This is a genomic window from Streptomyces sp. NPDC030143 (assembly GCF_055573695.1).
The window spans coordinates 279,578-300,866 of the sequence record NZ_JBVIAY010000005.1 but is presented as its reverse complement, the minus strand read 5'-3'; the positions used below and the strand labels follow the sequence as shown (position 1 = coordinate 300,866).

General features: G+C 73.9%; 25 protein-coding genes. 15 read left to right on the top strand and 10 right to left on the bottom strand.

Features of this window, described 5'->3' with window-relative positions; all coding sequences use genetic code 11:
- Window positions 1-19 precede the first annotated feature (19 nt).
- Together ACZ4YY_RS11985 and ACZ4YY_RS11980 are read left to right on the top strand one after the other, a co-directional pair.
- On the top strand, window positions 20-838 hold the full coding sequence (locus tag ACZ4YY_RS11985) for a phytanoyl-CoA dioxygenase family protein (RefSeq protein WP_468287368.1): 819 nt from the start codon (window positions 20-22) through the stop codon (window positions 836-838).
- Between the two features lie 178 nt (window positions 839-1,016).
- Window positions 1,017-1,523, top strand: a complete 507-nt coding sequence (locus ACZ4YY_RS11980) for a hypothetical protein (RefSeq protein WP_468287365.1) — start codon at window positions 1,017-1,019, stop codon at window positions 1,521-1,523.
- Between the two features lies 1 nt (window position 1,524).
- Here the strand turns inward: ACZ4YY_RS11980 and ACZ4YY_RS11975 are convergent, their stop codons facing one another.
- The gene (locus ACZ4YY_RS11975) at window positions 1,525-2,055 is read right to left on the bottom strand and encodes a flavoprotein (RefSeq protein ID WP_468287361.1); all 531 of its coding nucleotides are present in this window, start codon (window positions 2,053-2,055) and stop codon (window positions 1,525-1,527) included.
- A gap of 115 nt (window positions 2,056-2,170) precedes the next feature.
- Between ACZ4YY_RS11975 and ACZ4YY_RS11970 the strand changes: the two genes are divergently transcribed.
- The 3 genes from ACZ4YY_RS11970 to ACZ4YY_RS11960 all read left to right on the top strand — a co-directional run bounded on the left by ACZ4YY_RS11970 (window position 2,171) and on the right by ACZ4YY_RS11960 (window position 4,836).
- Entirely contained in the window at window positions 2,171-3,370 is a 1,200-nt protein-coding gene (locus ACZ4YY_RS11970) for a serine hydrolase domain-containing protein (RefSeq protein WP_468287358.1), read from the top strand.
- A 295-nt stretch (window positions 3,371-3,665) separates the two neighbouring features.
- Window positions 3,666-4,289 (top strand): LysE family transporter, encoded by a 624-nt coding sequence (locus tag ACZ4YY_RS11965; RefSeq protein WP_468287355.1) that lies wholly within the window; start codon window positions 3,666-3,668, stop codon window positions 4,287-4,289.
- A gap of 97 nt (window positions 4,290-4,386) precedes the next feature.
- Window positions 4,387-4,836 carry a nitroreductase family deazaflavin-dependent oxidoreductase gene (locus tag ACZ4YY_RS11960; RefSeq protein WP_468287352.1) on the top strand — a complete coding sequence of 150 codons (450 nt, stop codon included), beginning with the start codon at window positions 4,387-4,389 and terminating at the stop codon, window positions 4,834-4,836.
- 117 nt (window positions 4,837-4,953) lie between these two features.
- Here ACZ4YY_RS11960 and ACZ4YY_RS11955 read toward each other — a convergent pair whose 3' ends face one another.
- On the bottom strand, window positions 4,954-5,868 hold the full coding sequence (locus tag ACZ4YY_RS11955) for a cation diffusion facilitator family transporter (RefSeq protein ID WP_468287714.1): 915 nt from the start codon (window positions 5,866-5,868) through the stop codon (window positions 4,954-4,956).
- Window positions 5,869-6,117: 249 nt separating this feature from the next.
- Between ACZ4YY_RS11955 and ACZ4YY_RS11950 the strand changes: the two genes are divergently transcribed.
- Complete coding sequence (locus tag ACZ4YY_RS11950; protein WP_468287349.1) at window positions 6,118-7,137, top strand: glutathione S-transferase family protein; 1,020 nt, start codon at window positions 6,118-6,120, stop codon at window positions 7,135-7,137.
- Between the two features lie 44 nt (window positions 7,138-7,181).
- Window positions 7,182-7,478: a DUF4235 domain-containing protein gene (locus ACZ4YY_RS11945; RefSeq protein WP_468287346.1), complete on the top strand. Its 297-nt coding sequence runs from the start codon at window positions 7,182-7,184 to the stop codon at window positions 7,476-7,478.
- A gap of 70 nt (window positions 7,479-7,548) precedes the next feature.
- On the opposite strand, the gene ACZ4YY_RS11940 is transcribed toward ACZ4YY_RS11945, so the two are convergent.
- On the bottom strand, window positions 7,549-7,941 hold the full coding sequence (locus ACZ4YY_RS11940; RefSeq protein ID WP_468287343.1) for a VOC family protein: 393 nt from the start codon (window positions 7,939-7,941) through the stop codon (window positions 7,549-7,551).
- A gap of 67 nt (window positions 7,942-8,008) precedes the next feature.
- Window positions 8,009-8,473 (bottom strand): pyridoxamine 5'-phosphate oxidase family protein, encoded by a 465-nt coding sequence (locus ACZ4YY_RS11935; protein WP_468287340.1) that lies wholly within the window; start codon window positions 8,471-8,473, stop codon window positions 8,009-8,011.
- Window positions 8,474-8,630: 157 nt separating this feature from the next.
- Between ACZ4YY_RS11935 and ACZ4YY_RS11930 the strand changes: the two genes are divergently transcribed.
- Entirely contained in the window at window positions 8,631-8,993 is a 363-nt protein-coding gene (locus tag ACZ4YY_RS11930) for a DUF1304 domain-containing protein (protein WP_468287337.1), read from the top strand.
- Window positions 8,990-9,553 carry a TetR/AcrR family transcriptional regulator gene (locus ACZ4YY_RS11925; RefSeq protein WP_468287334.1) on the top strand — a complete coding sequence of 188 codons (564 nt, stop codon included), beginning with the start codon at window positions 8,990-8,992 and terminating at the stop codon, window positions 9,551-9,553. The genes ACZ4YY_RS11930 and ACZ4YY_RS11925 overlap by 4 nt, the downstream gene beginning before the upstream one ends.
- A gap of 188 nt (window positions 9,554-9,741) precedes the next feature.
- On the opposite strand, the gene ACZ4YY_RS11920 is transcribed toward ACZ4YY_RS11925, so the two are convergent.
- The gene (locus tag ACZ4YY_RS11920; protein ID WP_468287331.1) at window positions 9,742-10,689 is read right to left on the bottom strand and encodes a GlxA family transcriptional regulator; all 948 of its coding nucleotides are present in this window, start codon (window positions 10,687-10,689) and stop codon (window positions 9,742-9,744) included.
- Between the two features lie 71 nt (window positions 10,690-10,760).
- Between ACZ4YY_RS11920 and ACZ4YY_RS11915 the strand changes: the two genes are divergently transcribed.
- Complete coding sequence (locus ACZ4YY_RS11915; RefSeq protein WP_468287328.1) at window positions 10,761-11,711, top strand: NADP-dependent oxidoreductase; 951 nt, start codon at window positions 10,761-10,763, stop codon at window positions 11,709-11,711.
- Between the two features lie 6 nt (window positions 11,712-11,717).
- Here ACZ4YY_RS11915 and ACZ4YY_RS11910 read toward each other — a convergent pair whose 3' ends face one another.
- Together ACZ4YY_RS11910 and ACZ4YY_RS11905 are read right to left on the bottom strand one after the other, a co-directional pair.
- Window positions 11,718-12,824: an NAD(P)-dependent alcohol dehydrogenase gene (locus ACZ4YY_RS11910; protein ID WP_468287325.1), complete on the bottom strand. Its 1,107-nt coding sequence runs from the start codon at window positions 12,822-12,824 to the stop codon at window positions 11,718-11,720.
- 26 nt (window positions 12,825-12,850) lie between these two features.
- Window positions 12,851-14,305, bottom strand: coding sequence for an aldehyde dehydrogenase family protein (locus ACZ4YY_RS11905; protein WP_468287322.1), 1,455 nt, complete (start codon window positions 14,303-14,305; stop codon window positions 12,851-12,853).
- A 103-nt stretch (window positions 14,306-14,408) separates the two neighbouring features.
- On the opposite strand from ACZ4YY_RS11905, the gene ACZ4YY_RS11900 reads away from it, so the two are divergent.
- Window positions 14,409-14,846: a MarR family winged helix-turn-helix transcriptional regulator gene (locus ACZ4YY_RS11900; RefSeq protein ID WP_468287319.1), complete on the top strand. Its 438-nt coding sequence runs from the start codon at window positions 14,409-14,411 to the stop codon at window positions 14,844-14,846.
- A 237-nt stretch (window positions 14,847-15,083) separates the two neighbouring features.
- Window positions 15,084-15,464 carry an anti-sigma factor antagonist gene (locus tag ACZ4YY_RS11895; RefSeq protein WP_468287316.1) on the top strand — a complete coding sequence of 127 codons (381 nt, stop codon included), beginning with the start codon at window positions 15,084-15,086 and terminating at the stop codon, window positions 15,462-15,464.
- Window positions 15,465-15,538: 74 nt separating this feature from the next.
- Here the strand turns inward: ACZ4YY_RS11895 and ACZ4YY_RS11890 are convergent, their stop codons facing one another.
- Entirely contained in the window at window positions 15,539-16,492 is a 954-nt protein-coding gene (locus ACZ4YY_RS11890) for a ribose-phosphate diphosphokinase (protein WP_468287313.1), read from the bottom strand.
- A gap of 291 nt (window positions 16,493-16,783) precedes the next feature.
- On the opposite strand from ACZ4YY_RS11890, the gene ACZ4YY_RS11885 reads away from it, so the two are divergent.
- Together ACZ4YY_RS11885 and ACZ4YY_RS11880 are read left to right on the top strand one after the other, a co-directional pair.
- Complete coding sequence (locus ACZ4YY_RS11885; RefSeq protein WP_468287310.1) at window positions 16,784-17,446, top strand: DUF4230 domain-containing protein; 663 nt, start codon at window positions 16,784-16,786, stop codon at window positions 17,444-17,446.
- Between the two features lie 124 nt (window positions 17,447-17,570).
- Window positions 17,571-18,185 (top strand): VanZ family protein, encoded by a 615-nt coding sequence (locus ACZ4YY_RS11880; protein ID WP_468287307.1) that lies wholly within the window; start codon window positions 17,571-17,573, stop codon window positions 18,183-18,185.
- Window positions 18,186-18,223: 38 nt separating this feature from the next.
- On the opposite strand, the gene ACZ4YY_RS11875 is transcribed toward ACZ4YY_RS11880, so the two are convergent.
- Together ACZ4YY_RS11875 and ACZ4YY_RS11870 are read right to left on the bottom strand one after the other, a co-directional pair.
- Window positions 18,224-18,460, bottom strand: coding sequence for a hypothetical protein (locus ACZ4YY_RS11875; protein WP_468287304.1), 237 nt, complete (start codon window positions 18,458-18,460; stop codon window positions 18,224-18,226).
- An 820-nt stretch (window positions 18,461-19,280) separates the two neighbouring features.
- A complete protein-coding gene (locus ACZ4YY_RS11870; protein WP_468287301.1) occupies window positions 19,281-20,093 on the bottom strand; it encodes an SDR family oxidoreductase in 813 nt (270 codons plus the stop codon).
- Window positions 20,094-20,218: 125 nt separating this feature from the next.
- Between ACZ4YY_RS11870 and ACZ4YY_RS11865 the strand changes: the two genes are divergently transcribed.
- On the top strand, window positions 20,219-21,256 hold the full coding sequence (locus ACZ4YY_RS11865) for a PHP domain-containing protein (RefSeq protein WP_468287299.1): 1,038 nt from the start codon (window positions 20,219-20,221) through the stop codon (window positions 21,254-21,256).
- Window positions 21,257-21,289 lie beyond the last annotated feature (33 nt).

Below are 21,289 nucleotides of genomic sequence, written 5' to 3'. Positions count from 1 at the left end.
CGCACCGAGGAGGGCACGCATGACAGTCACGGGCATCGGCGCCGCCGGGTCCCCCATCCTGACGGACGCGGGGTTGCGCCGGTACCGGGAGGACGGCTTCACCGTCGTCCGCGGTCTGTTCGGACACCGGGAGGTCGACCGTGTGCGGGAGGAGTTCGCGGCGCTGTCCGCGGCGGGACGGGTCCCCGGGCACTTCGAGCCGCGCCCCGGTACCGACCCGCTGGACGCCTGGCCGAGGGTGATGCACCCGCACGAGATCAGTCCGCTCGCCCGCCGCGTGCTGCTGGACGCACGGCTGCGGAGCGTGCTGGAGACGCTGCTCGGTGAGGAGGTGCTGGCCGCGCAGAGCATGTTCTACTTCAAGCCGCCGGGCGCCCGCGGCCAGGCCTTGCACCAGGACAACTTCTACCTGCGGGTCGAGCCGGGCACCTGTGTGGCGGCGTGGCTGGCGTGCGACGTGATCGACCGGGACAACGGCGGCCTGGAGGTGGTCCCGGGCACCCACCGGATGGAGGTGTTCTGCCCCGAGGAGGCGGACGCGGAGGTGTCGTTCGCGCGCGAGTACGTGCCGCCGCCGCCCGGTCTGGCGGCCGTACCGGTCGACATGGCACCCGGTGACGTGCTGTTCTTCAACGGCCAACTGGTGCACGGTTCGCAGCCCAACCGCACCGCCGACCGGTTCCGCCGCTCCTTCATCGGGCACTACGTCGGCCGATCGGCCGAGCGCATCGGCCGGTTCTACCGCACGCTGTCGATGAGCGGAGAGCGCGTCCCGCTGTCCGTGAGCGAGGGCGCTGGTCCGTGCGGCACGGAGTTCGCACAGCACGGACCCCACTGACCGCCGACGGGTGTCCCGGCGCGGCGGCGAGGCCCGGGCGGAGGCGCGGGCGGGCGGGGACACGTTGCTGCCCACAGGTGACCACACGGCGTGGGAGCGGCCGGCCGGGTGGGGCCGTCGCGCATCCTCGGCGCAGACGACCGGCGCCCGGCCGGTCGGCCCCCGCGGGAGGAACCCGGTGCCCACGCGACGGACCAAGCTCACAACCCTGCTGGGAGCGGCCGTGCTGCCCCTCGTCCTCGTCTCCCCCGCCCGGGGGCTGCCCGGCCCGCCGCCGGCCCCGCAGTCCGCGCCGGCCCCGGAACCGGCGACCCTGTGCACGCCCGCGGGCCTGCTGTACGGCGAGGGGGGCCAGCGCGCCCAGATCGGTCTGTGCGCGGACAGCGGCAGTCCGCTGCTGACGGTGTCCGCAGCCGCCACCTGCCGGCGGCCGGGCTCGGGCGGATACCTGGCCTGTCTCACCTCGGGCACCTGGACCGCGCGCCGGGACGGGACGGTGGTCGCCTCCGGCACACTGCCCGGCGCGCACGCCCATCCCGGCGCCGGAACCTACGAGTTCACGGCCACCGTGCGGGTGCGCTCCGCGCCCGAGGGGGTGGACGTCGTCGGCACCGTGCGCGCCACGCTCACCCTGACCGCGCCGGCGGCCTCCGCGGCCGGCGGGGAGGGCACCGCGGGCGCGTGACTCATTCCAGCAGGTCCAGAGCCCGCTCCCAGCCGAACTCCGGCCGCCGGCCGTCCTCGGCGGTTCCGCCCGCGTACGGGTCGCCGAGGCGCACGCCCATTCCGCGCAGCCGGTCCAGGCTCTCCCGGTAGGCGGGGTGGGTGGCCAGGGCGTCGCCCACGCACGGCAGGACGGCGACGGGCACACCCAGACCCGTCACCTCGCACAGGGTGCCCACGGCGAGGGTGTCGGCGATGCCGGCCGCCCACTTGTTGAGCGTGTTGAAGGTGGCCGGGGCGACGACGACCGCGTCGGGCGGCGGGAAGGGCCGCGCGTCCCCGGGACGGCGCCAGGCGGAGCGGATCGGGCGGCCGGTCTGCGCCTCGACCGCCTCCGCGTCGAAGAAGCCGTTCATGGCGAGGGGTGTCGCGATGACCCCGACCCGCCACCGGCGTTCCTGCGCGGCGGTGATCAGTATGCCGACGTCCACGGCGATGCCGGCGGCGCAGACGACGGCGTAGAGGAAGGGCGGCTTCGCGTCCGGTGCGGTCATCCGATCACCCTATTCACCCTCGGCGTTGAGCCGGGTGCAGCAAGCCGAGGGGCGGGTGGCGGACCGGGCCGCGAGGCTGGGGCGCGGTAGCGACCACACCTCCTCGGGAGTCCCGATGCCCCTGCGCTCCGCACCGTCCCGCCGCCGGCCGTCCCGGGGGCGCCTGCGGGTGACGACCGTCGTCGCCGTCTGTCTGGGGTCCCTCGTCCCGGCGCTGGTGTCCGGCGACGCGTCGGCCACGCCCCGGCCGCCGGGCGATCGCGCGCTGGAGCGTCTGGCCGAGGAGTTCGTGCGCGGTCCGGACGGTCCCCCCGGCCTCATCGCCGTCCTGCGGCGGGACGGGAGGACGCGGGTCGTCCGCGCGGGTGTCGCCGAGCTGGGCACGCCCCGCCCGCCCCGTCCCGACGACCACATGCGGATCGCGAGCACCGCCAAGGCCTTCAGCGGGGCGGTGGCGCTGTCCCTGGTCGACCGGCGGCGGCTGCGGCTCGACGACACCCTGGGCACCCGTCTGCCGCGACTGCCTGACGCCTGGGGCGCGGTGACGCTGCGCCAGCTGCTGAACCACACCAGTGGGCTGCCGGACTACACCGAGAGCCCCGCGTTCCTCAGGGTCCTCACGGCCGACCCGCGCCACCGCTTCGACTCGCGGCGGCTGCTCGACCACGTGGCCGGCGAGCCGCTGCGCTTCGAGCCGGGCACCCGCTACCGGTACTCCAACTCCGACAACATCGCCGTCGCACTGATGGCGGAGGCCATCACCCGCACCCCGTACGAGAAGTTGCTGCGCGAGCTGGTGTACCGGCCGCTGGGCCTGCGCGACACGAGCCTTCCGCAGGGCTACCGGATGCCCGGGCCCTACCTCCACGGGTACGACGTGAGCCCCCCGCCGCCGCAGGACGTCAGCGAGGTGCTCGGCGCCTCCGGGGTGTGGGCGTCCGGCGGGATCGTCTCCACCCCGGCCGACCTGACCCGCTTCGTCCGCGGCTACGCCTCCGGCTCGCTGTACGACCGGTCTGTCGTCCTGCGCGAGCAGCGGCGGTGGAGGGCTGGCGCGTCGGAGCCGGCCGGCCCCGGGCGCAACACCGCGGGTCTGGGGATCTTCCGCTATGCCACGCGCTGCGGGGTCGTCCTGGGGCACACCGGCAACTTCCCCGGCTACACCCAGCTGGCCGCCGCCACCCCGGACGGCCGGCGCTCCCTGACCTTCTCGGTCACCACCCAGATCAACCGGTCCGTCGCCCCCGACCGGCTGAAGCGGCTGCGCGCCCTCCAGGAACACTTCGTGTGCGCGCTCCTGGACGACAAGCGCTGAGGGGTCCTTGCACTGTGCCCGCCTGGGCCGCGCGGCCTGGTGCCGTGCATCGCAAGGTGCCGGACCACGCGGCCCAGGCGCTCATGGTTCCCCTGAGTGGGCCCGAGCCGCGGGTCGGCGCACCGCGGGCGCCGGCCCGCGGCGAAAAGCAGTTGCCGGACGAGCGGGAGCGACCGCACGATCTGGCCATGTCCTCGCACACCGCCTTGCTGCCGCCGCCGCTGTCCGCCGTCGTCGTGCCGGCGGGGCGCCGACAGCGGCCGGAACGTCCCCGGAGGTCCGATTCCGCACGCCCGTGACGGGCGCGCTCGTCGCCGGTCTCGTCGCGGGCTACGGCATCGCCGTCCCCGTCGGCGCGGTCGGGACCTACCTCGTCTCCCTCACCGCCCGTACCTCCCTGCGCACCGGTGCGTGCGCCGCCCTCGGGGTGGCGACCGCCGACGGGCTCTACGCCCTGCTGGCCACGGTGGGCGGCTCCGCCGTCGCGGTGGCGCTGCGCCCCGTCCTGGGGCCGCTGCGGTGGCTGTCCGCCCTGGTGCTGCTGGCGCTGGCCGCGTGGGGCACCGTCACCGCCGTACGCCGCTACCGGGCCCACCGGCTCGCCACGCGGACCGATCCGGATCCGCCGGGTGCGGCGCGGGCGTATCTGGGTCTGCTCGGCATCACCCTCCTCAACCCGACCACCGTGGTCTACTTCGCCGCGCTCGTCCTCGGCAGCGGCGCCTCCGATGCCGTGCGGCCCTTGGAGCAGGGGGTGTTCGTGCTGGCGGCGTTCGCCGCGTCCGCGAGCTGGCAGCTGCTGCTCGCCGGGGGCGGCGCCCTGCTGGGCCGGGCGCTGACCGGGCACCCGGGGCGACTGGTGACGGCGCTCGTGTCGAGCGGGGTGATGACGGTGCTGGCCGTGCGCATGCTGGCGTGAGCACCCGCCCCGCACCGCCGGGCGGATGAAACGCGGCCGTTCGTGTGTTGACGCCGGGTACGGGGGACGCACGAACGACGCGAAGGGAACGGACGCCATGCCGCTCGAGGGCGAGTACGAACCCAGCCCGACCCGCTGGGTGCGCGAACAGGTGGAGCTGTACGAGAGGTCCGGGGGCACGGAGGGGACGACCCTGCTGGACACGGGCATGCCCGTCGTCCTGCTGACGACCCGCGGTGCGAAGAGCGGGAAGATCCGCAAGACGCCGCTGATGCGGGTCGAGCACGAGGGCCGGTACGCCGTGGTCGCCTCCCTCGGCGGGGCGCCCGAGCACCCGGTCTGGTACCACAACGTGAAGGCCGACCCCCGGGTGGAGCTCCAGGACGGCCCGGTGAAGCGGGACATGACGGCCCGTGAGGTCACCGGTGCCGAGAAGGACGAGTGGTGGCAGCGCGCCGTCGCCGCCTACCCGGCCTACGCCGACTACCAGGAGAAGACCGACCGGGAGATCCCCGTCTTCGTGCTGGAGCCGGCCGAGGAGCGCTGACCGGTGTGCACCGGGCCCCGCGGGGGTCACGAGAGGTCCGCGACGAGCGTGGAGAAGACTCGTGGAAAAAATCCGCGTCGGGTGCGCATGGCCGGCCCGGCGCCGGGCACACGAGGGTCAGGCCCCGCCGCGTTCCCCCGTCGCGGCGGGGCTCTCTTGTGCCTCGCGGGCCGGTCGGTCCGTGACGTCGAGGAAGATCTGCGCCGCCTCGGGCACCACCGCGGCGAGGGAGCGCTTGATGCGCACGGCGACCTCCTCGACGCGTTCGCTGTCCAGCCCCGGCACGAGGTCGACGCGGGCCGCCACCAGGACCGAGTCGAGGCCCGTCTTCATCGTGAACAGCGCCTCCACGCTGTCGATCTCCGGTTCGGCCGCCAGCAGCGCACGGATCGTCTCCGCGGTCTCGGGGTCGGCGGCCTCGCCTATGAGCTGGTCACGGGCCTCCCGGCCGAGGCCGTAGGCGACGTAGACCAGCAGCGCGCCGATGGCGAGCGAGGCGGACGCCTCCCACACGACCTGTCCGGTGACCATGTGCAGGACCATGCCGGCCGCGGCGAGGGTGACACCGAGCACCGCGGTGCCGTCCTCGGCGACGACCGTGCGCAGCGCCGGGTCGCGCAGGCCGGCCGCACCGCCCTGCCGGCGCACCTGGTACAGGGCGCGCACGAGTGAGGCGCCCTCGGCAAGGAGGGCGAGGCCGAGCACGACCAGGCCCGCCACATAGCCGCTGAACCGTTCCTCGGCGCCGGTCCGCAGGGCCTCCACGCCCTGGTAGAAGGAGAAGCAGCCGCCCATGACGAAGATCCCGACGGCCGCGAGGAGTGACCAGAAGAAGCGCTCCTTGCCGTAGCCGAAGGGGTGGCGCCGGTCGGCGGGGCGGCGGCTGCGGCGCAGGGCGGCGAGGAGGAAGACCTCGTTGAGGCTGTCGGCGACGGAGTGCGCCGCCTCCGACAGCAGCGCGGGCGAGGCCGCCAGGACCCCGCCGACCGCCTTGGCCGCGGCGATGACCAGGTTGGCGGTCAGGGCCACCAGGACGGTGACGCGTGTTCTGCGGTCCGCCGCCCTTCCTCCGTCGTCGTCCGCCTTTCCGGTCCACTCGGGCGACTCGGTCGGCTCCGTCCTCCTCGTCTCGTCGTCGGGGTCGCGTCGTGTGTTCCGTTCCGAGGGGTTCGCAGTCACGTCCGGGCGGATGCCCCGGCCGATCGCGCTCACACCGTGCCGTCCGCGCAAAACGGGGAACGCGTTGAGCGGGGGCAGTCACCACCGCGACAGGAGGACGGCATGAGTGACGGGGGCGACGGCAACAGCGCCTACGGGCACACCAGGTTCCAGCGGTCGAGGAGTCACTTCACGGACCGGATCACCGCGGACGGCCGGGACGGCTGGCCGGTGGAGGCGGGCCGTTACCGCCTGGTCGCCAGCCGCGCCTGCCCGTGGGCGAGCCGGGCGGTGATCTCCCGGCGGCTGCTGGGGCTGGAGGACGCCCTGTCGCTGGCGCTGGCCGACCCGATCCAGGACGACCGCAGCTGGCGCTTCACCCTGGACCCCGGGGACCGTGACCCCGTCCTCGGCATCCGCTATCTCGCCGAGGCCTACGAGCGGCGCGAGAAGGACGCGCCGGGCGGGGTGAGCGTGCCGGCGGTGGTGGACGTGCCCAGCGGGAGGCTGGTCACCAACGACTATCAGCGGCTCACGCTGGACCTGGCCACCGAGTGGACCGCGCTGCACCGCGAGGGCGCGCCGGACCTCTACCCGCAGGCGCGCCGCGACGAGATCGACACGGTCATGGCGGAGGTGTACGAGGACGTCAACAACGGTGTCTACCGGGCGGGCTTCGCGACCGGGCAGCGCACGTACGAGGAGGCCTGCGCGGGTGTCTTCCGGCGGCTGGAGCTGCTGTCGTCGCGGCTGGCGGGGCAGCGGTACCTGGTCGGCGACACGATCACCGAGGCGGACATCCGGCTGTTCACCACGCTGGTGCGCTTCGACGCCGTCTACCACGGCCACTTCAAGTGCAACCGCTGGAAGGTGACGGAGGATCGGGTGCTGTGGGCGTACGCCCGGGACCTGTTCCAGACGCCGGGGTTCGGCGACACCGTCGACTTCGACCACATCAAACGGCACTACTACCAGGTGCACACGGGCATCAACCCGACCCGGATCGTGCCGCTCGGACCCGAGCTGTCCGGGTGGCTTGCCCCGCACCGCCGCGAGGAGCTCGGCGGCCGCCCGTTCGGTGACGGAGCGCCGCCCGGCCCGGTGCGCGCCGGCGAGGAGGTGCCGGCGCCGGGCCGCCCCTGACCTTCCCCTCAGTTCCTGTTCGTCCCCAAGCAGAGGAGGCCCACGTGGGCAAGAAGCAGAAACTCCCCCTCGTCTACCAGCCGGTCGGATTCGTGTTCGGCTGGGCGAGCGGATGGCTGGCGGGGCTGGCCTTCCGCAAGACGTGGAAGGCGATACGGCACGAGGACGACGCCCCCGACGCCCTGGACCGCGACCGCAGCTGGGGGGAGGTCCTGCTGGCCGCGGCGATCCAGGGTGCGATCTTCGCGGCGGTGCGCAGCGCGGCGGACCGCACGGGTGCCAAGGCGATCGAACGCTCCACCGGTGTGTGGCCGACGAAGGAGAAGGGGGGCCGGGACTGAGAGCTCCGAACGGGGCGCCCCCTCCCGCGAGGGGGCGCCGTCGTCTCTCCGCCCTGCCCGGGGTCGTCCCTCAGCCCTGCTTGGGTGCCGTGGACGGCATCCGGCGCAAGGTGAAGGAGTGGCCGGCCGGGTCGGCGTAGCCGCGCTCCTCGTACGGTCCCGGGGCGCCCTTGGCGTCCAGGGGGCGGCCGCCCAGGCTGACGACCCTGCGTTCCGCCTCGTCGAGGTCGTCCACCAGGAAGTCCAGGTGGGCCTGGAGGGAGTTCTCGGGGCGCGGCCAGCTGGGTGGGGTCGCGTTCACGTCGCGCCGGAAGGCGAGCCGGGTGCCGCCGGCGCCCCGGACCTCCACGCGGTTGGCGGTGGCGTCGGTCTCCTCGGCGTCCAGCAGTCCCTTGTAGAACTCGGCGAGCTTCTCGGGCTCGGCACAGTCGAGCACGACGACGCCCGCTGTCACCAGTGACATGTTCTCCTCCGCGGGTTCTCGGCAGCGGGGCGGACGTCCGCCCCCGAACCTTGCGGATACCCCGGTTTCAGTCGCCCAGCAGCCACGCTCCGTCGCGCATCAGCTCGCGTCCCTCGCTCCCGTCGGCCGCGCCCCAGGTCCGGATGCGCCGGGGAAGGATGTGGAAGTACAGGTGGGGCGCGGCCAGTCGGCGCGGGTCCAGGCCGGTCTTGCCGGCGTAGATCTCGGCGTCCTCCTCCGGCAGGTCGGCGGGTGTCACGGACGTCGCGACGCCCTCGACCAGGACGACGTCGTCGGCCGGGCCGACGGCGAGGCGCACGGCGCCGGCGGCCAGCAGGGCGCGGCCGGTGCGGCCGGCGGCGGGCGCGGCGACCAGGAAGGTCGCGCCGTCCCAGACGTAGGCCAGCGGGGCGAGGTGGGGGGCCGGATCGTCCTCGGCGGCGGTGGCGACCAGGACGGCGCGGTCGTGTTCCAGCCGGTGCAGGGTGTCCTTCTTGCGCTGCTCCGCGGAGCGCGCGGGTGCAGAGGTCATGCCTCCAGTGTGAGCCTCCTCTCGCCCGCGTTCCCTTCACCCCCGTTCTTTCCTGGACACCTGTCCCGCTATGGTGGACACCTGTCCAAGAAGACAGGCCCTGTCCAGGAAGACACCTGTCCAGGAGAGATCGGTCGAGAAAGAGGAGTGGCCTTCGATGGAAGCCGTCGCGAACGTCCTGGTGGCCCTGGTCGCCGCGCTGCACGTGTACATCCTGGTGATGGAGATGTTCCTGTGGCAGCGCGGACCGGGCATGTCGTTCCACGGTTTCGACGCCGAACTGGCGCGCAGGACCGCGCCGATGGCCGCGAACCAGGGCCTCTACAACGGCTTCCTCGCCGCGGGCCTGGTGTGGGGCCTTGTCTCCGCCGACCCGACCGGGTTCCGTGTACAGGTGTTCTTCCTGGCCTGCGTGATCGTCGCGGGCGTGTACGGCGCCGCCACCGCCAACGTCCGCATCCTCGTGGCACAGGCGCTGCCCGGCGCGCTCGCCCTGGCCGCCGTGCTGCTCGCCCGGTGAACCGCCCCGCGCCGCAGGACCCGCGTGCCGCGCGCACCCGGGCACGGCTGCGGCAGGCCCTGCTCGCGGAGTGCGCCCAGCGGCCGCTGGCGGAGGTCGGGGTGGCCGCGCTGGTCCGCCGGGCGGGCGTCGGGCGCGCCACGTTCTACGTCCACTACGACGACCTGGAGGCCCTCGCGGTCGACGCCTGCGCGGACGTCGTGCGCGAGGCGGTGGAGGCGCTGCACGCCTGGCGGGGGCGGCCGGACCCGGTGCGCGCCCCGGCGGCGCTGGCCGGGTTCTTCGCCTCGCTGACCCCGCACACGGCCCTGTACCGGACGCTGCTGACGCCCGGCGGCGGGGGGCCGCTCGGCCGGGTGCTGCACCGGGACCTGCGGGCCTACAGCCTGCGGGAGCGGGAACGGGCGGGCGCGGCGGACGCCCCGCTCGTCGCGTCGGCCGTGGCCGCCACCTTCGCCGGAGTGCTGGCGGACTGGCTGCACGGGCTACTCGAAGCCGAACCCGCCGAGATCGCCGACCAGGTGTGGCAGCTCCTCGTGGCGCTGCACGCGAGCCGCTGAGCGCGCGCCCTCCCGCCCTTCGCCGGGGGGCGGGTGCCGACGCCGTGGAGGTCGGGACGGGGCCTTCAGGCGGCCGCGCCGCGCCCCGGAGGGCCGCCGGAAGCACGCCGGCCGGCGGAACGAGCGCCGGTCAGCGCGTCACCCCGAGGCGCACGCCGGTCAGCGGGGTCACCCGGAGCGCCCGCCGGTCAGCGGGTCGCCTGGAAGGTGCGCCGGTACGCCTGCGGGGAGACGCCGATCGCCGCGTGCAGGTGCTGGCGCAGCGAGGCGCCCGTGGCGAAGCCGACGCGGCCGGCGATCTGGTCGACCGTCAGATCGCTGACCTCCAGCAGGTGCCGGGCGTGCGCCACCCGCTGCTGGATCAGCCAGCGGCCGGGGCTGAGGCCCACCTCGACGTGGAAGCGGCGGGCGAAGGTGCGCAGGCTCATCCGGGCGTGCGCGGCCAGGTCGGCCAGGGTGAGGGGCTCGCCGAGGCGTTCCAGGGCCCAGGCCCGGGTGGCGGCCGTGCTCGCGGCGCCGGCCTCCGGCACCGGCTGTTCGATGTACTGCGCCTGGCCGCCGTCCCGGAAGGGCGGGACCACGCAGCGGCGGGCCACCCGGTTGGCGAGGTCGCTGCCGTGGTCCTTGCGGACGAGGTGCAGACAGACGTCGACGCCGGAGGCGGCTCCGGCGGAGGTGAGCACCCGGCCGTCGTCGACGAAGAGGACGTCCGGGTCGAGATCGACCCGCGGGTACGTGCGGCGGAAGCGGTCGGCGACGAACCAGTGGGTGGTGGCCCGACGGCCGTCGAGCAGGCCGGCGGCGGCGAGGACGAAGGCGGCCGTGCAGATGGAGACGATGCGCGCGTCGGGGCGGATCCGGGCGAGGGCCTCGGCCACCCCGTCCGGCAGGTCGTCGGTGACCCGCTCGGGCGCGACCGGCGCGATCACCACCGTGTCGGCGGTCTCCAACACCTCGGCGCCGTGCTCGACGCCGATGGTGAAGTCGGCGTTCGTGGGCACCGGCCGTCCGTCGACCGTGCAGGTCAGTACCTCGTAGTGACCGTCGGCGGCGCCGAGGACACGGCTCGGGATGCCCAGTTCGAAGGGGTAGACGCCGTCGAGGGCGAGGACGACGACACGATGCCTGGCGCGCATGGCACGATCTTATCGGAAGTTGGCAATCGTGCCATTTTCCCAGCGGGCCCGTCGCGGCATGCTGGACCACCATGAGCACTGTGAACACCCTGCGTGTCATCGGCCAGGACGTCCTCGGCGGTCCCGAGGTCCTGAAGGAGAAGCGAGTGGAGCGGCCCGCGCCGCGCCCGAACGAGGTACTGGTCCGGGTCCGCGCGGCCGGAGTCAACCCCACCGACTGGAAGCACCGCGCCACCGGCGGCTTCCTGGGCGAACCGCCCTTCGTCCTGGGGTGGGACGTCTCCGGGACCGTCGAGGAGGTGGGTGTCGGCGTGGCCGCCTTCGCCCCCGGCGACGACGTCTTCGGGATGCTGCCCTACCCGTACGGCCACGGCTCGCACGCCGAGTACGTCATCGCCCCCGTCCGCGCCCTGTGGCACAAGCCCGCGTCGGTCGACCACGTCCAGGCGGGCGCGCTGCCGCTGGTCTCGCTGACCGCCTGGCAGGCGTTGGTGGAGGTCGCCGACGTGCGGCCCGGGCAGCGGGTCCTGATCCACGCGGCCGCCGGCGGTGTCGGGCACGTGGCGGTGCAGATCGCCAAGGAGCGCGGCGCGTACGTGATCGGCACGGCGAGCGCGGGCAAGCACGACTTCCTGCGGGAGCTGGGCGCCGACGAGGTGGTCGACTACCGGCAGACCGACGTCACGCAGGTCGTGAAGGACGTCGACGTGGTGCTGGACACCCTCGGCGGGGACACGTCGGTGCGTTCGCTGCGCGTACTGCGGCCGGGCGGGGTGGTGGTGTCGATCCTGCCGGTGGGGTCGGACGACTTCCACGAGGAGGCGCGACGGCTCGGGGTGCGCGCGGTGCGGATGCTCGTCGACGCCGACCGGGCCGGGATGCGCGCGATCGCCGAGCTGGTCGAGGCGGGCAGGCTGCGCGCCACGATCGCCGGGACGTTCCCGCTGGCCGATGCCGCCGAGGCGCACCGGCTCGGCGACACCGGCCGGACCACCGGGAAGCTGGTCCTGACGGTCGGCTGAGGTCCGTCAGAAGGTCAACACGGGCTTGATCGTCTTGCCGGCCGTCATGTCCCGCACCGCCTGGTCGATGTCCTGGAACGGATAGGTGCCGATCAGGCGGTGCAGCGGGAGCCGGCCTTCCTTGACCAGCCGGACCAGGGCCGGGATGAAGGCCTGTGTCTCGCTGTCGCCGAGGGTGAGGCCGACGACCCGCTTGCCGCCGAGCAGCCCGTTGACGTCCAGGGCGACCTCGGTGCCGAACGGCGGGGCGCCGACGACGACCAGGGTGCCGCGCGCGGCGAGCGCGTCGACGCCCTGGCGCAGGACGCCGACGTTGCCCGTGGTCTCGACGACACCGTCGGCGCCCTGGCCGCCGGTGATCTCCGCGAGCGCCTCGCCGAGGCTGGACGTGCCGGCGTCGACGGTGTGGGTGGCCCCCAGCTCGCGGGCCAGTTCCAGGCGTTCGGCCACCCGGTCGACGGCGACGATCGTGGTGGCCGGGGTGAGTGCGGCGGCCATGACCGCCGAGAGGCCGACGGCGCCCGCGCCGAGGACGACGACGGTGGCGCCGGTGTGCGGCTTCAGCACGTTCCAGACGGCGCCGACGCCGGTCTGCACCCCGCAGCCCAGCGGGGCGATCGACGCCAGCGGGACGTCGGGGTCGACCCTGACGAGGCTGCGCTCGTCGACCAGCGCCCGCTCGGCGAAGGACGACTGGCCGAAGAAGTGGCCGCCGAGCGGCTCGCCGTCCCGGCTGAGGGTGTGGGAGCCGTCGGCGCGGCGGCCGCCGAGGAGGTTCAGCGGCAGCCAGGTGGCGCAGTACGCCGGGTGCCCGCCGTGGCAGTTGCGGCAGTCGCCGCAGGAGGTGAAGGACAGCACGACGTGGTCACCGGGCGCGACACCGGTGACGGCCGAGCCGACCGCCTCGACGACCCCGGCGCCCTCGTGGCCGAGGACCCCGGGCAGCGGGAAGGGCAGCCCGCCGCTCGCCACGCCGAGGTCGGTGTGGCACAGTCCGGCCGCGACCAGGCGGACCAGCGCCTCGTGCGGCGCGGGGTCGTCCAGGACGACGTCGCTGAGGGTGAAGGGTGCTCCGCCGGACTCGACGACGGCGGCACGGGTGGGAACGGGCATCGGTCGGACTCCTGGGGGTAGGGCGCTCAGTCGAGCGAGACGACGACGGACTTGACCTTGGTGTACGCGGCGAGCGCCTCGGGGCCGTACTCGCGCCCGAAGCCGGAGTCCTTGACGCCGCCGAACGGGACGGCCGGGTCGAGCATCGCCCAGTCGTTGACCCAGACGATGCCGGCCTGAAGCCGGTCGGCGACCCGGTGCGCGCGGGCCAGGTTGCCGGTCTGCACCCCCGACGCCAGGCCGTAGGGCGTGGAGTTGGCGAGGGCGACGGCCTCGTCCTCGGTGTCGAAGGGCTGGACGGTCAGGACCGGACCGAAGATCTCCTCCTGCACGACCCGGGAGTCGTTGGGCAGGTCGGCGATCACGGTGGGCCGGTAGTAGTAGCCGCCGTCCAGGTCGAGCCGTTCGCCGCCGCAGACGATGCGGCCGCCGTCCTTGCGGGCGAGGTCGACGTACTCCTCGACCTTGCGCAGGTGCTTCTCCGCCGCCATGGGACCGACGACGGTCTCGGGCTTGCGCGGGTCGCCGACGGGGACGCCGGGCACGGCCTCGGCGAGGATGTTCAGCAGGGTGGCGTAGACCGGGCGGGCCACCAGCAGGCGCGGGCCGCCCATGCAGAACTGGCCGGTGTTGAAGACGAAGCCCTTGATGACCGCGCCGACGGCCTTCTCCAGGTCGGCGTCCTCGAAGACGACGTGCGCGGCGTTGCCGCCGAGTTCCATGGTGACCGACTTCAGGGTCTCGCCGGCGACGCTCGCGGCGTGCCGGCCGACCGCGGTGGATCCGGTGAAGGCGATCTTGTCGACGCCGGGGTGGCGCAGCAGCGCCTCGCCGGCGACCGGTCCGCTGCCGGTGACCACGTTGACGACGCCGTCGGGGACGCCGGCCCGCTGGAACAGTGCGGCCATGTACAGGGCGCTCAGCGGGGTCTCGTCGGCGGGCTTGTGGACGACCGTGTTGCCGGCGGCGAGAGCCGGGGCGATCTTCGAGCCGGCCAGGATCAGCGGGAAGTTGAACGGGGTGATCGCGGCGACGACTCCGATCGGCCCGCGCCGGGTGTAGGCGAGGGCGTTGAGCGGGGTGTCGCGCTGGGCGCCGTCGAGGGAGTAGGCGAGGGAGGCGTAGTACTCGTAGTCGTTGGCGGCGTTCGTCACGTCGACGGCGTGGGCCAGGGTGATCGGCTTGCCGACGTCGAGGCTCTCCAGGCGGGCGATCTCGTCGGCGTTCTCCCGGATCAGCTCCGCCACCCGGTGCAGGATCCGGCCGCGTTCACGGCCGCTGAGCCCGGACCACCGCCCGGCGTCGAAGGTCTCGCGGGCGGCGCGGACCGCGGCGTCCACGTCGGCGGCGCCGGCCTCCGCCACGGTGGTGACGACCACGCCCCGGGACGGGTCGACCACCTCGGTGCGCGCTCCGTCGGCGGCCTCGCGCCACTGTCCCCCGATGAACAGCCGACCGGGGTCGATCTCGAAGGTGGTCATCACCACTCCTCAGCATTGTCGCCAAGATTTCAACCAACAGGATTCCTGTTGGTGCGCAGTCTCTTTACAGACAGGTTTCCTGTCAATGCCCTAGGCTCGGCACATGGTCGGCACACAGACAGCCAAGGCGCATCCGTCCCTCCTGTACATGGTGAAACAGGTGGAACTGGTGGTGCGATCCCATCTCGACGAGCTGGTCAAGCCCTCCGGGATCACCGCGCTGCAGTACACCGCGCTCACCGTTCTCGAGCGGCACGACGGCTTGTCGGCCGCGCAGCTGGCCCGGGACTCGTTCGTGACCGCGCAGTCCATCGCCGACCTGGTGCGCTCGCTCGAGGGACGGGGCCTGATCCGCCGGGAGCGCAATCCGCGCAACCGGCGCGAGCTGCTGATCCTGCTCACCGAGGAGGGCCGCGCGCTGCTCGCGCGGCACGAGGGGCCGGTGCGGGAACTGGAGGAGCGGATGGTGCGGGACCTCACGTCCCACCAGAGCGAGCAGTTCCGGCAGGCGCTGACCAAGGCGTGGCAGGCCCTGTCGTAGCGCCCGTTCGCAGTGCGTCGACCCACCCGCGGCGCGGTGGCGACGGCATCGCTCACGGCTTCGCTCACGATCCGAAAAAACTCGGCCGAGACACGCCCTCAATTCGAAGACATATGTCAACCGAACATGCTGGAATTCACTCGTTCGGGGGTAACTTGCTGGGGCGGGGAACTGCTGTGCGCTCCCCCGCCGTTGGAGGCTCCCGACCAGGGGAGCGGTGTGGGAGGCGATGAAGTCGTGCAGCAGGAACCCGCCGCGGACACCCCGCATCTGCGCGTCCGCAGGGACCGGGGGTACACGGTCCTGGAGTTCCGCGGCGAGATCGACATCGTCGCCGCGACGGAGATCACCCCCCACCTCGACGACGCGACGGCGGGCCCCGCCCCCCGCGTCGTGATCGACCTCAGCGGGATCGACTTCTTCGACTGCTCCGGGCTGCGTCTGCTGCACCGGGCCCGGATCCGGGTCCGGGAGCACGGCGGGCGTCTGCACCTCGTCTGCGCCCATCCGCCGACCCTGCGCGTCCTGCGCGCCACCGGCCTGCCGCGGCTGCTGCCGCCGGCGCCGACGCTCGAGGCGGCACTGGAACGGCCGGAGGCGACGTCCGGCTCGTTATGACCGCCGACCCCCGCACACCGCTCCCCCACCGCACACCGGTCACCCACCGAGATCGGTCACCCACCGCGCACCGGTCACTCACCGCGCGGCGCGTCGAAGAGCGCGCTGACGGACTCGCCGTTGTGGATCCGGCGCACGGCCTCGGCGAGAGCGGGGGCGATGGACAGCACCCTCAGCTTGTCGGTGTGCTCCCCCGCCGGCACCGGAACGGTGTTGGTGCACACGATCTCCAGCACGTCGGGCTGCTCGCTGAGCCGCTTGAGCGCACCGGCCGCGAACAGGCCGTGCGTACAGGCCACCCGGATCGACCTCGGCCCCGACTCCCGCAGCCGGTCCAGGAGTTCGAGAACCGTGCTGCCCTTGGCGATCTCGTCGTCGAGGACGATCACATCCCGGCCGGCGACCTCGCCGATCACGTCGCTGATGCTGACCCGGTCGTCGGCGAACCGCTGCTTGGCGCCGGCGGCCACCTGGGCGCCGATCATCCGGGCGAAGGCGGCGGCCTCCTTGGCGTTGCCCAGGTCCGGGGAGACCACCGTGGTGCGGGTCAGGTCGTACCGCCGGAAGTGCGCCGCCAGCTCGCGCAGGGCGTGCAGGTGGTCCACCGGGACCGGGAAGAAGCCGTGGACCTGCGGCGAGTGCAGCGTCACGGCGAGGACACGGCGGGCGCCCGCCGCCACCATCAGGTCGGCCACCAGCCGCCCGCCCAGGGAGATGCGGGGCGCGTCCTTCTTGTCGGAGCGGGCGTAGGAGTAGTGGGGCATGACGACGGTGATCCGGCCCGCCGACGCCCCGCGGGCCGCGTCGCACATCATCAGCAGTTCGACGAGGTGCTCCTGCACGGGCCTCACCAGCGGCTGGAGGAGGAAGACGTCGCGCTCCCGGCAGTTGGCCTGGAGCTGGACCTCCAGACAGTCGTTGGCGAATCTGCTGACCCGGGTGGGGTTCAGGGGCACCCCGAGGTGGGCGCAGACCTCGGCGGCCAGTTCGGGATGGGCACTACCGCTGAAGACGGCGATGTCTCGCACGATCCGCTCCTCGCCTGATCATGACCGACTGGATCTCCCCTGCTGACGGATCACCCCCGTCCCGCCAGCCTCACCCGTCCGGCAGACGGACGCACGCCGGGGCGCGCCGACCGGGCCCCCGGGTCGCCACCGCGGGCGGGACCGGCGAGGCCGGGCGGGAACACGATGCCCTGCCGCCGCCCTACGGACAAGGCGGCCCCCCTCGGCCCCCGCTTCGCCACGGGACCCCAACAGCAGGGTCTGGCAAGGGATTCGGCGGGAATCCGTTCGGTAGGAAGGAGGGCCGTCGGCATGACGACTCCCATCAGGCGCCTCCCCCGGCGCATGCCCGGGTGGGCCAAGGTGCTCACCGCCGTCGTGGTCGTGCTCGTCGTGATGTTCGCCGGGATCAGGCTGAGCCTGCTGCCGGGACTGCGCGACTTCTTCGGCACCGAGACACACGACCGCTCCGGACCCGCTCTGCTCGAATCGATCCAGGACATGAGCCGCTACGAGGCCGCCTCCGGCAACTTCCAGGTCGTCGTGGACCTGGAGAAGGACGCCAGGTTCCTGCCCGACGCGCTCCGCGGCACGCGCACCCTGTACGTCGGGGCGGGCACCGTGGACGCCTACGTCGACCTGGGCCGGGTCGGCGACGATGACGTGACGGTCGACGCCGACCGCACGTCGGCCACCCTCCGGCTGCCGCACGCCCGCCTCGGCACCCCGGCCCTCGACCCGGACCGCTCCTACGCGGTCTCCAAGCAGCGCGGCCTCTTCGACCGCCTCGGCGACCTGTTCTCGGACAACCCCAACAGCGAGCAGGCCGTGCAGAAGCTCGCGGTGCGGCACATCGCCGACGCGGCGAAGGAGAGCGAGCTGACCGCGCGCGCCGAGTCCAACACCACCGGCATGCTCCAGGGCCTGCTGCGCTCCCTCGGCTTCAAGGAGGTGCGCGTGTCCTACGGCTCCTGAGCCACGGGCCGGGCGGCGCCGGCCCGGCGGCCCCTTCCACGGGGTGCCGGGCCGGGCTGCATCCTCCGGCCTTTCGCGGGTAACCGCCGTATGTCGCAGACAGGTTGAGGAGTGGAGGATCCGGATGGCCCGTGCAGCCCTACGTCCGCATGCCACCCTGCGGGAGCGTCTGGCGTCCCGTCTGCGCCGCACCGGATCCGCGCCCCCCGAGCCCGCGGGGCCCGCCGGGAAGGACCGGCCGGCCGAACGGCCGTCGCGGGGCGCCCGCCGGGACGGGCGCCGGCCGCTGCCGTGGCCCCTGCGGCTGCTGGCTGTGCTGTGCGCCTTCGCCTTCATGGTGGCGTTCGCCGTCGTCCTCGCCCGCCTCACCCTGGAGCCCTCCCCCGCCTCCGAGGCGCTGGTGCACACCAACCTGCGGCCGGGGCACTCGCTGCGCGCCTACCTCGACCAGCCGGAACTGCGGGACGCGGTGAAGCAGATCGGCGGCAACGTGGTGCTGGGCCTACCGTTCGGCGTCCTGGTGCCGGTCCTCGCGCCGCGTGCCCGCGGCCTGCTGCGCGTGCTGCTGCTGACGGCCTCCGTGATGCTGTTGGTGGAGTTCGCCCAGGGAGCGCTGGTGACCGGACGCGCCTTCGACATCGACGACGTCATCCTGAACACGACGGGAGCGCTGATCGGCTACCTCCTGCTGGGCCGCCGCGTCAGCCGGGCGGTGCACGCCCGCGCACAGCGCGCCTGACGCCGTGACCTGATCGGCGTCCCCGGTTGTTCGGAGTTCTAACGCGGGGTCCAGGTGTACCGGTCGCCGCCCACCCAGCGCACCGCGTCCGGATCGTCGAGGTCGTGAACCGTGATGCCGAACGCGGCGGCTGTCTGGAGCACGTCGGTGACGGTTCTCGCCTCACCGACGACCTCGCCGTCGATTTCCACGATGCGAAACGGCGATCTGCCCGGCTGCACCCCGAGCACCGTGATCCGCGGATGGGAGATGTAAGGGCTCGCGCTTTCGGTCATGACAAGAGCGTAAGACGCAACCGGCCGGTACGAATCACCCGAAATCCCCGTCGAACGGCTCGGGGGCCGTCACCTCCGCCGCGCCCCGGGTGGCCGGGCACGTCGACGGCCCGCTGTTCGCACGGCCGGGTGGGGCCGCGGCCATTCGCCCCTCGAGGGGCGGGCCTCCCCGCGGTGACGGCGGCGACCGCGGCGAGTAACGGTCGCGCGCCGGGTGCGGAAGCCCTCGCCGGTGATGCCGGTGCCGACCGGCCTTCCCCGGCGCCCCGTTCGCACCGTCACCGGGCCGGCGCCGACCGGGTGTCGTACCGCCGGCCCTGGGTGTCGCACCGCCCGCCCGGGTGTCGTACCGCCGGCCGGGGTCGTACCGCCGGCCGGGTGCCGTACCGACAGCGCGGAGACGGCCGTGGATGCGGGGCCGAGCCCGGTTCGGACCGGGTCGACGGGATGCCCGGTCCGGGTCTGCCCGGTCGACGGGACGTCCGGGGTCCGGTCTGCGGGGGTCGACCGGGTGGCCGGGGCCCGGCCTCGGCCCTCACGCCGGGCGACCCGCACATCCGCGGTCCCGTCCCAAGCCGTCACACCGGGCCGGCCCGGCACCCGGAGCCCAGGACCAGGCCCTCACAGCGGGCCGACCGGACACCCACGGCCCGGGTCCAGCCGGCACACCGCGTCGACCGGAGGGTCGCGGTCCGGGTCCGGGCCGGCTGCCCGGGGTGGTCAAGGTGCGCCGGGGCGGCCCGGCAGCGGGAGCCGCGGCCGGGGCGGACTCGGGTGGCTCAGCGGGCGGTGACGGGAAGTCGGGCGCCGGCTCACGGGATCAGGGGCGGCGCCAGTCGTCACCGGTGAGGTGCGAGCCGGCCTGGGGTCCCATCCGCAGCATGCCGCCGTCGACGCTCCAGGACGCACCGGTCACATAGGAGGCGTCGGGGCCGGCGAGGAAGGCGATGACGGCGGCGACCTCGCGGGCGTCGCCCGGGCGGCCCAGCGGCACGCCGGGGCGGTCCACGCCGTGCACGTCGACGTCCTCCTGCCCGGTCATGGGGGTGGCGATCTCACCGGGGGCGACGGCGTTGACGGTGATGCCGAACTCGGCCAGCTCCAGCGCCATGACCTGGGTGAGCAGTCCGAGGCCGCCCTTGGCCGCGCAGTAGGGCGCCGCGCCGACGCGCGGCTGGTGCTCGTGGACGGAGGTGACGTTGACGATCCGGCCGCCGTCGCCCTGCCGGATCATGTGCCGGGCCGCCTTCTGCCCGCACAGGAACGGCCCGACCAGGTCGACGTCCAGGACCCGGCGCACGTCGTCGAGTTCCAGGTCGAGGAACGGCGTCATGGTGCCCGTACCGGCGTTGTTGACGAGGACGTCGAGGCGGCCGAGCCGCTCGTGGAGTTCGTCGACGGTGTCGGCGGCCTCGGGCAGCCGGGTGAGGTCGAGCCGGGCGACGGCGGCCCGCCGGCCGTGCGAGCGGACCTCCTCGGCGGTTGCCTCGGCGCCCTCCAGGTCGTCGTGCCAGGTGATGCCGACGTCCATCCCGGCCTCGGCCAGGCGTACGGCGGTGGCGCGGCCGATGCCGGAGTCGGCGCCGGTGATCACGGCCACCCGGGGGCGGGGCGCTGTGGGGTCGGACGTCACGGGGCCTCCTCGGAGTCGTCGAGGCTGGTGGGACGACGCAGTACCCGGGTGGCTCCGCGGCAAACCGTCGCCCGTCGTCGTGCGGACCGGGCGCGGCCGGGGAACCCTGGAGCCAGGAGGTGGCGATGGATCCCGTCGAGGCGCTGGACCGGATCGCCTTCCTGCTGGAGCGGTCCCTCGCGCCGACGTACCGTGTGCGGGCCTTCCGCACCGCGGCCCGGGTGCTCGGGCGGCTGCCCGCCGGGGAGGTCGGGGAGCGGGCGGCCGCGGGCACGCTGGAGTCGCTCAAGGGTGTCGGCCCGAAGACCGCACAGGTGGTGCGCGAGGCGCTCGACGGGCGGGTGCCGGCGTACCTGGAGAAGCTGGAGGGCGAGGTCGGCAGGCCCCTGACCGAGGGCGGCTCCCGGCTGCGGGCGCTGCTTCGCGGGGACTGTCATCTGCACTCCGACTGGTCCGACGGTGGCAGCCCGATCGAGGAGATGGGCCGGGCGGCCGCGGCCCTCGGGCACGAGTGGGCGGCGCTGACCGATCACTCGCCGCGGCTGACCGTGGCCCGCGGGCTGTCCCCGGAGCGGCTGCGCCGCCAGCTGGAGGTGGTCGAGGAACTGAACGCGACCTGGGCGCCGTTCCGGCTGCTGACCGGCATCGAGTGCGACATCCTCGACGACGGCTCGCTCGACCAGGAGCCGGAGCTGCTGGAGCGGCTCGACGTGGTCGTGGTGTCGGTCCACTCCAAGCTGCGCATGGACGGCCGGGCGATGACCCGCCGCATGGTGCGGGCCGTGCGCGACCCGCACGCCGACGTGCTCGGGCACTGCACCGGGAGGCTGGTGACGGGCCGGGGGCGGCCGGAGTCGCAGTTCGACGCGGACGAGGTGTTCGCGGCGTGCGCCGAGTCGGGCACGGCGGTGGAGATCAACAGCAGGCCCGAGCGGCTCGACCCGCCCCGGCGGCTGCTGCGCCGGGCCGTCGACGCGGGGGTGCTGTTCTCGGTGGACACGGACGCGCACGCGCCCGGCCAGCTCGACTGGCAGGTCCTCGGCTGCGAGCGGGCCGAGGAGTGCGGGGTGCCACCGGAGCGGGTGGTGACCACCTGGCCGGTGGCGGACCTGCTGGCCTGGACCCGGGAAGGCCGGGTGCCGGCGGGCGTGACGGGCGCCTGACGTGGTACTCGACGCTCCCCCGAACGAAAGGAC